We start from the raw sequence: 11093 nt of genomic DNA, 5'->3' as shown, positions 1-11093 counted from the left end.
GGCGGGCCTGCTCAACGGCCCCGCGCTTGAACTCTGGACTGAACTTCCTTCGCTTCGACATGAACACTCCTTGCGGCCATTATCGGCCTTCTCGAAAGTGTCCGAGTCATCGGGGTAGAACCCGCGCGACGAATGCCCGCAGCGTCGTCCTGATGCGCGGTCATGAGCGTGAGCCAAAGCTCGTAATTATCGCGCCTTAAAGTTCGCACGACTACCTGTCCGAACGGACAGGTTTCAAGCGCACCAAAAATCCCTACAGTCGGTCCTGTGACATGGATTGTGAAGTGTCACTCCACTCAACACTAAGGAGGGGGTGCGATGAATAAATCCAAGATGTTGTTTGCTGCGTTGACCTCGCTGATCTCGGCTGCCGTATTCGCGGGGCCGGTCAATATCAATTCAGCAGACGCCAAAACGCTGGCCAAGGAGCTTTCCGGCATCGGTCCTGCGAAGGCCAAGGCGATCATCGAGTATCGCGAGAAGGTTGGACCCTTCAAGGCTCCGGAGGAAATTGTCAAGGTGGATGGAGTCGGGCAGGCCCTGTTCGAACAGAACAAAAACAACATAAAAGTCAAAGACTGAACGGCCTAAGGGAGGCACATTGAGGCGGGCGAGAGCCCGCCTTTTTCTTTGCCGGCTTGGGGGAAAACCCGTTATTCCGTTGTGGGAACTTGGTGCTACCATCGGTCCCCTGCCGAGCGGTGCGCCGTGGCAGTGGCAATGCCATGAGTTTGAACTAATCCTCAAATAAGGGAATTTCAAGTTATGTCTCACAGCCGGTTTCATGCTGCAGCGTTGCTGCGCAGCGGAATGGCGGTCGCGGGTCTGTTGGTGACGGCGAGCGTATTTGCGCAGTCGACAGCTACAGTCTCAAAGGCGATCGACGAGCAGGCCGCGACGGAGCAGGCCGCTCAGCAGACCCAGTCCCGGGTTGACAAGCTGGATGACGAGACCCGGCAGGCAGTTGCCGAATACCGCTCCGTGATCCAGGAAACCGACAGCCTGCGGCGCTACAACGAGCAGCTGGAAGGTACGATCAAAGCGCAGCTGGACGAAATGGAGACAATGCAGCGGCAGCTCGGCGAGATCGAGACCACTGCGCGTGAAGTGGTGCCGTACCTGCAGAAGATGCTTGGCACACTGGACGACTTCATCAAGCTCGATTTGCCGTTTCTGCCTCAGGAACGTGCGCAGCGAATCGCTGACCTGAAGGACATGATGACGCGCGCTGACGTGTCGATCGCGGAGAAGTTCCGCCGTATCGTCGAGGCCTATCAGGTCGAAATGGAGTACGGCCGTACTCTGGAGTCCTACCAGGGCAAGGTTGGCGAAAAGACGGTTGATTTCCTGCGCGCTGGCCGTGTGAGTCTGATGTATCAGACGCTCGATGGCGCCGAGACAGGTTACTGGGACGCGGACAGCAAAACCTGGGTCCAGGACAATGACTATGAGGATGCGGTCAAGGCCGGATTGAAGATTGCGAAGAAACAGGCGGCGCCGGACTTGCTGGTGGTGCCGGTTCATGCGCCGATGGAGGCCAAGTAACATGTCGCGCAAGACGTTTTCGAAGCTGATGCGTGGAGCCGGCATTGCCTTGTTGGTTGGGCTTCCGCTCACGGCAATCGCTGCCGGATCGCTGGATGAACTGCTTGAGCAGACGCGGACCGCACGTGCGCGTGAGGCGCAGCAGAACCAGGTTCGTGTAAACAAATTCCAGCAAGAGCGTGACAAGCGCTCGCAGTTGCTGGCAGAAGCCAAGGCAGCGCTGGCGCAGCAGAATGCACGAGCGAATGCGCTGTCGTCGCAGTTCGACGCCAATGAGAAGAAGCTGACTGAGGTGCAGGCTGCGCTCGACGCAAAGCTGGGCAATCTGGGCGAAATGTTTGGTGTCGTGCGGCAGGTCGCGGGCGATTTCGCCTCTGTTGCGCACAACTCGATGATTTCAGCCCAGTTCCCGGAGCGAGAGGCATTCGCTCAGAAGCTGTCACAGTCAAAGTCGCTTGCTTCCATCGATGATCTCGAAAAGTTCTGGTTTGAGATGCAGCGGGAAATGACTGAATCGGGTCGTGTGGCCAAATTCAATGCCAAGGTCATCAACGCCGAAGGCGTCGAGGAAACAGTCCCGGTTGTGCGCCTCGGCGGATTTACTGCGTCGACGGATGACGGGTTCGTCAACTATCTGCCCGGTGAGCAGGAGTTCGCAGTTCTTTCCCGGCAACCGGCCTCGCGTTATGTCGGTCCGAACGAAGACTTGATGGAAGAAACCTCGGGCTATCACAAGGCCACGCTGGATCCGACACGCGGAACGTTGCTGTCGATCCTGGTGCAGACGCCGAAGCTGACTGAGCAGGTCAAGTATGGTGGTCTGGTCGGCTATCTGATTCTGGCGATCGGTGCGATCGGTCTGGCAATGGCCGCGGTTCGCCTGGTGGTTCTGAGCGGAGTGGGCGCCAAGGTCAAGGGGCAGCGCAAGAACTCCAGCAATGCCAGCGACAACAATCCTCTGGGCCGTGTGTTGGCGGTCTATTACAAGGATCCGAACGTCGACAAGGACACTTTACAGCTGCGGCTTGACGAGGCAGTGCTGCGTGAGATTCCGGCACTGGAATCTTGGTTGCCCGCGATCAAGATGATTGCGGCGGTTGGCCCGCTGATGGGTCTGCTCGGTACCGTGACCGGTATGATTCTGACGTTCCAGCAGATCACCTTGTTCGGCACTGGTGATCCGAAAATCATGGCTGACGGCATTTCCCAGGCATTGGTCACCACCGTGCTGGGCTTGGTCGTGGCAATTCCGATGGTGCTGATCCACGCCTATCTGTCGGGCCGCAGCAAGGACATCGTGCAGATTCTGGACGAAGAAGCAGCTGGCATCATTGCGGAGCATGCCGAGAAACAGCATGGCCGGACCGCTTGATCTGTTCGCCGACGTCCGCGACCTGTTGGAGGTCGGCGGCCCCGTCGTTCGTCTGCTGCTGGTGGCTGCGTTCGTCCTGTGGGTGCTGATTCTCGAGCGCTGGTTGTACTGTCGACGCGAGCTCCCGTTGATGGTTCAGCGGATTCAGACAGTGTGGGATGCGCGCGCTGATCATTCGTCCTGGTTTGCGCGGCAGGTCAAGCGCAAGCTGCTGTCCGAGGCAACGCGTGAAATTCGCGGTGGGCTGGGCATGATCAAAGCACTGGTCGCTCTAGCCTCACTGTTCGGATTGCTTGGCACCGTGACCGGCATGATCCAGGTGTTCGACGTGATGGCGACACTTGGCACCGGTAATGCGCGCGCGATGGCGTCGGGCGTTTCGGCCGCCACCATCCCCACGATGGCCGGCATGGTGGTTTCGATTTCTGGTCTCTATCCGATTCTGTGGTTCGAGAAGACGCTGGCTCAGGAAACGAGCCGCCTGAACGACCACATGATCACGCACTAAGCACGAAGGATTCGAATCATGGCCCGTAGGCACCGAGGCAACGACGACGACGCCCAGATCGACCTGACGCCGATGCTGGACATGTCGTTCATCCTGCTGATTTTCTTTATTGTCACCACGTCGTTCGTCAAGGAGGCCGGCATCGATGTCAGCCGGCCGAGCGCGAAGTCTGCTGAACGCAAGGAACGCGGCAATATCCTCATTGCGATTCGGCCGAGCGGAGAAATCTGGATCGACAAGCGTGTGGTCGACGTTCGCGCGGTACGTGCAAACGTCGAGCGTCTCCATGCCGAGAACCCGGAGGGATCCGTGGTCATTCTGGCCGACAAGGCCTCGCAGACCGGCATTCTGGTAGAAGTGATGGATCAGGTTCGGCTCGGCGGTGTGCAGAACGTCTCGATTGCCGCGGACCAGAACGGGGGCGGCTGATGAAGCGAACCGCGCTCGCGGTCGTCCTTGCGGCACTGGTCGCCATCGGCCTGTTTTGGCTGATGCACTTGCTCATCATGGGGCGCAACATCAACGCCAACAAAGGTTCGGCGTCGGCGTCGATCGACTTCATTCGGTTGAAGCGCGACTCCCAGCTTGAAACCAAGACGCGAAGCAAGCCCGAGAAGCCGCCTCCACCGAAGCAGCCGCCGCCACCGCAGATGAAGGTGCAGTCGCAGAGCAAGCCGGACATGAGTCCGACGCCCTTCAACATGCCCAAGATGAACCTGCCGACCAGCATTACGGGTGGGCCATTTCTCGGAAACTTTGCGGCCAATGACATCCAGGGCGACGGCGAGCTGATTCCACTGGTGCGCATCGCGCCGCAGTATCCGCGCCAGGCGTTGCGGGATGGTATTGCGGGCGAAGTGACACTGGAAATTACGGTGGGTCCGGACGGCACGGTCAAGTCAGCGCGAGTCAAGAGCGCCAAACCGCGCGGGTACTTTGAGTCGGCTGCGGTTGCAGCCGCTTACAAGGGCCGATTCCGGCCGAAAGTTGTGGACGGAACGCCGCAGGAAACCACCGGCGTGTACACCGTCAAATTCACACTGAGCGAATAAGCGATGATGGGACTGAACAGGTCGACCTGGGCAGCACTGCTAATCGGTGTGGCGGTCTGGTGTGCGCCGATGGCCTCGACGTTCGCGCAGGACTCACCGAAGAAAGAACGCAAAGCTGCCGGGACGCTGTCGGAGACCACCTATCGGCAGCTCGAGCGCATTCACGATCTCATTGGCAAGAACAAGAATGCCGAGGCGCTGGAAAAGGCGACGGCGCTGAAGGATCGTATCCGTGGCGATTACGAGAAAGCGGTCGTAATGCAGACGATCGCGTTCATCTATATCGGGCAGAACAACTACAAGGGCGCAATCGCTTCGTTCGAGGAAGCGCTGAAACTGGATGCATTGCCGCAGCAGCCCTACGAGCAGATGCTGTACAACGTCGCGCAGCTGTATTTTCAGGATGGCCAGACGGACAAGGCGATCCAGCGGATGGAGCAGTACTTCAGTGAGGCGACGATAGACCCGCCGGCGGATGCACACATTCTGCTGGCCAGTGCCTACGCGGACCGCAAGCGCTTCGGCGATGCGTTACCGCAGGTCGACAAGGCCATCGCCAAGAGCAAAACGCCAAAGGAGTCGTGGCTGCAGCTGAAACTTGCACTGCACTACGAACTGAAACAGTACCCGCAGTGCGCGGAGGTGCTGTTGAAGCTGGTGTCTCTGGTTCCAGACAAGCAGGACTACTGGAAGCAGCTTGCCAGCATCCTGTTCGAGATCAAGCGCGACAAAGAGTCGTTGGCAGTGCTGGCGCTCGCAGAACGGCAGGGCTTCCTGGAAAAGGACAGCGAAATTCGCAATCTGGCGAACATTTATCTGCTGCTCGAGATCCCGTACAAGGCTGCTGCCGTACTGCAGTCCGGGCTGGACAGCAAGATACTGAAGGCTGACGAAAAGACCCTGAGCCTGCTCGGTGATGCCTGGACTATGGCGCGCGAATACGGGCAGGCGGAAAAAGTCCTGCTGCAGGCCGCGAGCCTCTCCGAGAGCGGCGAGATCTATTACCGTCTTGGGCAAATCTACGTTGAAGACGAGCGCTGGAAGGAAGCGCTTTCGGCACTGAGCAAGGCTCGCGCCAAAGGCATCAAGAAGATGGGGGATGCCGCTTACCTGCAGGGCATCGCCGCGTTTCAGTCCGGAAACAGCAAGCTCGCGGTCGATCTGTTGCGCAACGCGCAGCAGTATGACGAGAGCCGCAGCGCTGCGGGGCAGTGGTTGAACCACATCGCCCAGCTTGAGGAGATGGAAGCGCAGAAGGCCAGCGCCGCAGCCGAGGCGACGACTGAGGGTGATGAGGCCGCTGAGCCGGCTGCGAGCAACTGAAGCCCGACGCGCCGGGCGTTGCCATAGAACGTTTCTCTCAACTGATCGGTAGCGCCCGCACGGTGCGGATCGCCTTGGCGTTCGCTACCGTCTATCTGGTTTGGGGCTCGACTTATCTGGCGATTCGCATCGGAGTGAGCGACGCGCCGGCCATTCTGTTTGCGGGTGCCCGCTTCCTGATCGCAGCGCCAATCATGCTGGCCTATGCGTGGTTCCGCGGGGCGCAGCTCCCGCGCAGCAGGCGGGATTGGCTCATCATCGTTGCGACCGCGCTGCTGATGCTCGTCGGTGCGAATGGCCTGGTGACCTGGAGTGAACAATGGGTCGACTCCAACCAGGCTGCGTTGATCGTCGCAACCTCGGCCTTGTGGATGGCCTGGTTTGGGACCTGGGGTGCACGTGGAGAGCGACTGCCCAAACTGACTATTGCCGGGCTGCTGATCGGATTCGCCGGTGTGGCGGTTCTGGTAGGGGTGGGTGTGAAGCTGCATCAGGCGCCTTTGTCAGCTTATGCGGCCCTGCTCTTGTCGCCGGTGCTGTGGGCCGGCGGCTCGGTGGTTTCGCGTCGTTATCCCACGACATCGACTCCGTTGATGACGGCGGCGCTGCAGATGTTGGTGACTGGCGTGGTGATGACCACGCTGGGCCTGCTCAATGGAGACCTTGCTCGCTGGCATCCAACGCCATCGGCGCTTGGCGCGCTGATCTATCTTGCTGTGCTTGGTTCCTGTGTGGCCTACGGAGCTTACTACTGGCTGGTGCATGAGGTGACACCGGCTCAGCTGGGTACCTATGCCTACGTCAATCCGGCGGTCGCAGTTGTGCTCGGATGGCTGGTGCTGGGTGAAGCCCTGCATCCGACGCAGATGTTGGGGACGGCGATTGTGCTGGGTAGTGTGATACTGGTGACAGTGGCATCGCGGCGCAGCCGCCGTTAGCCTTGCGCGAATGCGCGCCCGTTATTTCCGGATCTACTCATTTGCGGTGCTGTTTGCACTTGGCGTATGCCCAGGCGCTGCAGCGCAGTCACTGCGCGTTGGCAACGGCCCGGAAGTCGAAACGCTGGATCCGCAGCGCGCTCGGTCGGTCAGCGCGTTCAACATTCTGCGTGATCTGTATGAGGCTCTGATCAGGGTGGGCGCGGATGGTGAGCTGATCCCGGGTGCCGCGGAGGGCTGGGAGGTCAGTGGCGATGGACTGATCTATCGCTTTCACCTCCGCGCCGATGCACGCTGGTCCAACGGCGATGCTGTGACTGCTGACGATTTTGTCGCGGGCATGCGCCGTACGCTGCTGCCTGCAACCGGCTCCAGTTTTGCTCAGATGTTGACCCCGATTCGTGGTGCGGCGGCGATCATTCGTGGTGAGCTTCAGCCAGAAGCGCTGGGTGTCCGTGCGCTGTCGCCGCTGGAGCTGGAAATTCAACTCGATGCGCCGGCCCCCCAGTTGCTGGGTGTTCTGACCCAGGCGGCGACATATCCGATACACCGTCCAAGCCTTCAGCGCTATGGGGCGGATTTCGCTCGGGCCGGGCGCCTGATTGGAAACGGCGCGTATGCGCTGGATGCGTGGGTGATGCAGTCACACGTGAGTCTGCGGCGGAATCCGTACTACTGGGATGCCAAGGACGTTGGCATTGATGCGGTGACTTACTATCCGACGGAGGACATCAACTCCGAATACAAGCGTTACCGCGCTGGGGAGCTCGACGTTACCTATGAAGTGCCGCCGGTGCAGATTGCACAGATTCGTCGCGAGCGAGCTGCCGAGTTGCATGTGGCGCCTTATCTGGGGGTCTACTACTACGGGTTGAATCTGACGCGCGCCCCGTTTTCCGGTAATCCCAAGCTGCGCCAGGCACTGTCGATGGCGATCGATCGCAAGCTGATCGTCGACAAGGTTCTGAATGGGCTGGCACTGCCTGCGTACGGTTGGGTGCCGCCAGGCGTCACCGGTTATCCGCCGCAGCAACCGGTGTGGGCGCAATTGTCTCGCGAGCAACAACTGGCAGAGGCGAGGCGTCTGTTTGCCGAGTCCGGCTATGGTCCACGGCATCCGTTGGAGCTGGAAATCCGCTTCAACACGCATGAAAGCCATCAGCGCGTCGCGACGGTGATTGCGGCGATGTGGAAGCAGACGCTCGGTGTGACCACTCGACTGGTCAATGAGGAGTTCAAGGTCTTCATCAATCATCGCAAGCAACGCCGGCTGACGCAGGTGTTCCGCTCAGTTTGGATTGCGGACTACAACGATCCTTCGAGCTTTACCGACATTCTCTACAGCAGTCACGGGCAGAATGACACCGGCTGGAGCAGTCCAGCCTATGACGCCCGTATCGATGCGGCGCGCGAGCAGCCAGTGCTGCGCACGCCGATGCTGCAGGCAGCCGAGCGCCTGATTTTTGACGAAGTCCCCGTCATTCCGATTTACTTCTACGTCTCCAAGCATCTGGTTCAATCGAGAGTGATCGGTTGGCGCGACAACGTGCTTGACTACCACTACACCCGGGATCTGCGTCTCGAGGCGCATGCGCCGACGGAGCCCGGGTCGTGATGCCCGACTTCCTGCCCGGAGATCTGCGCCGATGATGCGTGCTCTGAGCCGACTGCTGATTGCGATGCCAACTCTGTTCGTGCTGGTGACCCTGGCGTTTTTCATGATGCGTGCTGCTCCAGGAGGGCCCTTCGACGGCGAGCGCAGTCTGGCGCCGGAAATAGAAGCGGCAATCGCATCGCAATACCACCTCGACGAATCCTTGATTCGGCAATATGCACGCTATCTGGTCGATCTGAGTCGGGGCGATCTCGGCCCTTCATTTCAGTACGAGGGTTATCGCGTAACCGAATTGATCGCAACCGGCTTGCCGGTGTCCGCCCTAGTGGGAGGGCTGGCTTTGGGGCTGGCTCTGATTCTTGGTGTCTTGATCGGCGTCGTTGCCGCGCAGCGTCGCAATCACCTGATTGACCACATACTGATGACCTTGAGCGCACTCGGGGTATGTATCCCGGCCTTTGTCATTGCGCCACTCATGATTCTGGCCTTCGCGGTCACGTTGGGCTGGCTGCCGGCAGGGGGCTGGAATGAAGGGCAGTGGCGCGACGTGTTGCTGCCGGTGATCGCGCTGGCGCTGCCTCAACTCGCGTATGTGGCGCGATTGACCCGCACCGCGATGGTCGACGTGTTGCAGGCTCCATATATTCTCGCAGCGCGCGCAAAAGGGCTGCCCGGACGGTGGGTGTTGCTGCGCCATGCACTGCGACCCGCCTTGATCCCGGTGTTGTCCTACCTTGGGCCCGCTGCGGCAGCGCTGATCACCGGATCGGTGGTGATCGAGCAGATTTTCTCGATCCCCGGGCTTGGCCGGTACTTCGTGCAGGCGGCATTGAATCGGGATTACACCCTGGTGCTCGGTGTGGTGCTGGTCTACGGCGCTTTGATCGTGGTGTTCAACTTTGTGGTTGACGTGCTGTATGGCGTGCTTGATCCACGGGTGCGTGCCGCATGACGCGGGTGCCGGTGTGGCAATCGTTCACGCAGCGGCGATCGGCGCCGCTGGCGTTGTGCCTTCTGGGTTTGATTGTGCTGGCAGTTCTATTCGGACCGCTGTTCAGTCCGTACGCGGTCGACTTCATCGATTTCGAGGGGGACTGGTCCAGTCCGCCAACACTGAAAGGTGCGCATTGGTTTGGCACCGACAGCCTAGGGCGCGATCTGTTTGTACGGACCCTGGAAGGCGGACGCATATCGCTGCTCGTCGGCGTGTTGTCGACCCTGGTGGCTGCCGGTATCGGGGTGGCTTACGGCGCCGCCGCAGGCTATTACGGCGGGCGGACTGATCAGCTGATGATGCGCGCTGTCGATGTCCTCTATGCGCTGCCGTTCATGTTTCTGGTGATCCTGCTGATGGCCTTGTTCGGGCGCCATCTGGTCTTGATGTTCGTCGCCATCGGTGCAGTCAACTGGCTCGATATGGCGCGCATCGTCCGCGGACAGACCTTGGCGCTGAAGCAGCGGGAGTTCGTCATTGCCGCACGTCTTTCCGGCGCGCCGGACGCACAGATTGTGCGTCGGCACATCGTGCCGAATCTGCTCGGCGTTGCGGTCGTCTACGCCAGTCTGACGATTCCTCAGGTGGTGCTGATCGAGTCCTTTCTCAGCTTTCTTGGATTGGGTGTGCAAGCGCCCGCGACCAGCTGGGGCGCACTGGTCAATGATGGTGCGCGCGAGATGGAATCGACGCCGTGGTCATTGGTGTTTCCGGCCGGGTTCCTGACACTGACGCTGCTGTGTCTGAACGCTGTTGGCGAAGGCCTGCGGCAGGCTCTGGAACGGCGGAGCGTGTAATGACATCGGTGATGCTGCTGAGCGTTGAAGATCTCACCATTCGCTTTCGCGGAAGCCGAGGGCCGTCGGTTGACGGCGTCAGCTTTGATCTGGCGGCAGGTTCTGCGCTTGGCATTGTCGGCGAATCAGGCTCTGGCAAGTCACAGACGGCGCGCGCCATCGTCGGGCTCAGTGCTGACGACGCTGAAGTGCAGGGCAGCGTGCGCTTTGAGGGGGTCGAGTTGATCAGCGCTCCGGATTCCGTGCTGAATCATGTTCGCGGTGTGCGTATCGGCATGGTGTTTCAGAATCCGTCCTCTTGTCTGAATCCATATCTGCGCGTCGACGTGCAGATGGCCGAGATGCTGCAGCTGCACCGTGGGATGACGCGAAGTGACGCACTGGTCGAATGTCGCCGCTTGCTGGATTGTGTCCAGGTGAGTGATGTGGCGCGGCGCCTGCGTCAGTATCCTCACGAACTGTCCGGAGGATTGTGTCAGCGGGTAATGGTTGCAATGGCACTGAGCTGTCAGCCGAGCCTGCTGATCGCCGACGAGCCGACCACAGCGCTGGATGTGACGGTGCAGGCACAGATGCTGGATCTGCTGGCGCAACTGCGCCGAGACTTCGGACTGGCCTTGCTGTTGATCTCCCATGATCTGGGCGTCGTTGCCGAATTGTGCGAAGCCGTACTCGTGCTCAATGGCGGCCATGTCATCGAGTGGGGAAGTGTTTCCGAGATCATGAGTCACCCGCAGCATGCGTACACCCGGCATTTGCTCGCATGTCGCCCCGGATCTCGTGGTATCAAGGGCGCCTCGGGTTATGGGTTATTCGAGAAGGGTGGCGCAGTGACTTGATCTGGGGTGGATTATTCGGCGTGTCTCTGTTGCACCAGTGAGAATTTCCTCCATAATCTGCCCTGAGGGTTGTAACGTGCGAATTGCGTCGGAGCGCATCGCATGCTGCT

At 59.9% G+C, this 11093-nt stretch carries 12 protein-coding genes; all 12 read left to right on the top strand.

Going from position 1 to position 11093, the window contains the following annotated elements:
- The first annotated feature begins 318 nt into the window (after positions 1–318).
- The 12 genes from E4T66_RS19725 to E4T66_RS19670 all read left to right on the top strand — a co-directional run bounded on the left by E4T66_RS19725 (position 319) and on the right by E4T66_RS19670 (position 10983).
- Complete coding sequence (locus tag E4T66_RS19725) at positions 319–582, top strand: ComEA family DNA-binding protein (RefSeq protein WP_136851527.1); 264 nt, start codon at positions 319–321, stop codon at positions 580–582.
- 183 nt (positions 583–765) lie between these two features.
- Positions 766–1545, top strand: coding sequence for a DUF3450 domain-containing protein (locus E4T66_RS19720; RefSeq protein WP_136851525.1), 780 nt, complete (start codon positions 766–768; stop codon positions 1543–1545).
- A 1-nt stretch (position 1546) separates the two neighbouring features.
- The gene (locus tag E4T66_RS19715) at positions 1547–2917 is read left to right on the top strand and encodes a MotA/TolQ/ExbB proton channel family protein (protein WP_136851523.1); all 1371 of its coding nucleotides are present in this window, start codon (positions 1547–1549) and stop codon (positions 2915–2917) included.
- Entirely contained in the window at positions 2901–3425 is a 525-nt protein-coding gene (locus E4T66_RS19710; RefSeq protein WP_169577736.1) for a MotA/TolQ/ExbB proton channel family protein, read from the top strand. The genes E4T66_RS19715 and E4T66_RS19710 overlap by 17 nt, the downstream gene beginning before the upstream one ends.
- 18 nt (positions 3426–3443) lie before the next feature.
- A complete protein-coding gene (locus E4T66_RS19705) occupies positions 3444–3854 on the top strand; it encodes an ExbD/TolR family protein (RefSeq protein WP_136851519.1) in 411 nt (136 codons plus the stop codon).
- The gene (locus E4T66_RS19700; protein WP_136851517.1) at positions 3854–4477 is read left to right on the top strand and encodes an energy transducer TonB; all 624 of its coding nucleotides are present in this window, start codon (positions 3854–3856) and stop codon (positions 4475–4477) included. Before E4T66_RS19705 ends, E4T66_RS19700 begins: the two co-directional genes overlap by 1 nt.
- Before the next feature lie 6 nt (positions 4478–4483).
- Entirely contained in the window at positions 4484–5800 is a 1317-nt protein-coding gene (locus E4T66_RS19695; protein ID WP_169577735.1) for a tetratricopeptide repeat protein, read from the top strand.
- Between the two features lie 74 nt (positions 5801–5874).
- Positions 5875–6738 carry an EamA family transporter gene (locus E4T66_RS19690; protein ID WP_248679820.1) on the top strand — a complete coding sequence of 288 codons (864 nt, stop codon included), beginning with the start codon at positions 5875–5877 and terminating at the stop codon, positions 6736–6738.
- A 46-nt stretch (positions 6739–6784) separates the two neighbouring features.
- Complete coding sequence (locus tag E4T66_RS19685) at positions 6785–8353, top strand: peptide ABC transporter substrate-binding protein (protein WP_248679818.1); 1569 nt, start codon at positions 6785–6787, stop codon at positions 8351–8353.
- A gap of 34 nt (positions 8354–8387) precedes the next feature.
- On the top strand, positions 8388–9305 hold the full coding sequence (gene oppB, locus E4T66_RS19680) for an oligopeptide ABC transporter permease OppB (protein WP_248679816.1): 918 nt from the start codon (positions 8388–8390) through the stop codon (positions 9303–9305).
- Entirely contained in the window at positions 9302–10144 is an 843-nt protein-coding gene (locus E4T66_RS19675; RefSeq protein ID WP_136851507.1) for an ABC transporter permease subunit, read from the top strand. The genes oppB and E4T66_RS19675 overlap by 4 nt, the downstream gene beginning before the upstream one ends.
- Entirely contained in the window at positions 10144–10983 is an 840-nt protein-coding gene (locus E4T66_RS19670) for an ABC transporter ATP-binding protein (protein WP_136851505.1), read from the top strand. Before E4T66_RS19675 ends, E4T66_RS19670 begins: the two co-directional genes overlap by 1 nt.
- Positions 10984–11093: the final 110 nt, after the last annotated feature.

Origin of the sequence: Sinimarinibacterium arenosum (genome assembly GCF_005047655.1) — a bacterium.
Lineage (GTDB): Bacteria > Pseudomonadota > Gammaproteobacteria > Nevskiales > Nevskiaceae > Solimonas.
The sequence above is the reverse complement of the archived record's forward strand: the minus strand, read 5'-3'. Positions and strand labels throughout refer to the sequence as shown.

What these genes read in the sequence shown, in the direction of transcription:
- E4T66_RS19725 (WP_136851527.1), top strand. Translation starts at nt 319, where the DNA reads ATGAATAAATCCAAGATGTTGTTTGCTGCGTTGACCTCGCTGATCTCG.
- E4T66_RS19720 (WP_136851525.1), top strand. Translation starts at nt 766, where the DNA reads ATGTCTCACAGCCGGTTTCATGCTGCAGCGTTGCTGCGCAGCGGAATG.
- E4T66_RS19715 (WP_136851523.1), top strand. Translation starts at nt 1,547, where the DNA reads ATGTCGCGCAAGACGTTTTCGAAGCTGATGCGTGGAGCCGGCATTGCC.
- E4T66_RS19710 (WP_169577736.1), top strand. Translation starts at nt 2,901, where the DNA reads ATGGCCGGACCGCTTGATCTGTTCGCCGACGTCCGCGACCTGTTGGAG.
- E4T66_RS19705 (WP_136851519.1), top strand. Translation starts at nt 3,444, where the DNA reads ATGGCCCGTAGGCACCGAGGCAACGACGACGACGCCCAGATCGACCTG.
- E4T66_RS19700 (WP_136851517.1), top strand. Translation starts at nt 3,854, where the DNA reads ATGAAGCGAACCGCGCTCGCGGTCGTCCTTGCGGCACTGGTCGCCATC.
- E4T66_RS19695 (WP_169577735.1), top strand. Translation starts at nt 4,484, where the DNA reads ATGGGACTGAACAGGTCGACCTGGGCAGCACTGCTAATCGGTGTGGCG.
- oppB (WP_248679816.1), top strand. Translation starts at nt 8,388, where the DNA reads ATGCGTGCTCTGAGCCGACTGCTGATTGCGATGCCAACTCTGTTCGTG.
- E4T66_RS19675 (WP_136851507.1), top strand. Translation starts at nt 9,302, where the DNA reads ATGACGCGGGTGCCGGTGTGGCAATCGTTCACGCAGCGGCGATCGGCG.
- E4T66_RS19670 (WP_136851505.1), top strand. Translation starts at nt 10,144, where the DNA reads ATGACATCGGTGATGCTGCTGAGCGTTGAAGATCTCACCATTCGCTTT.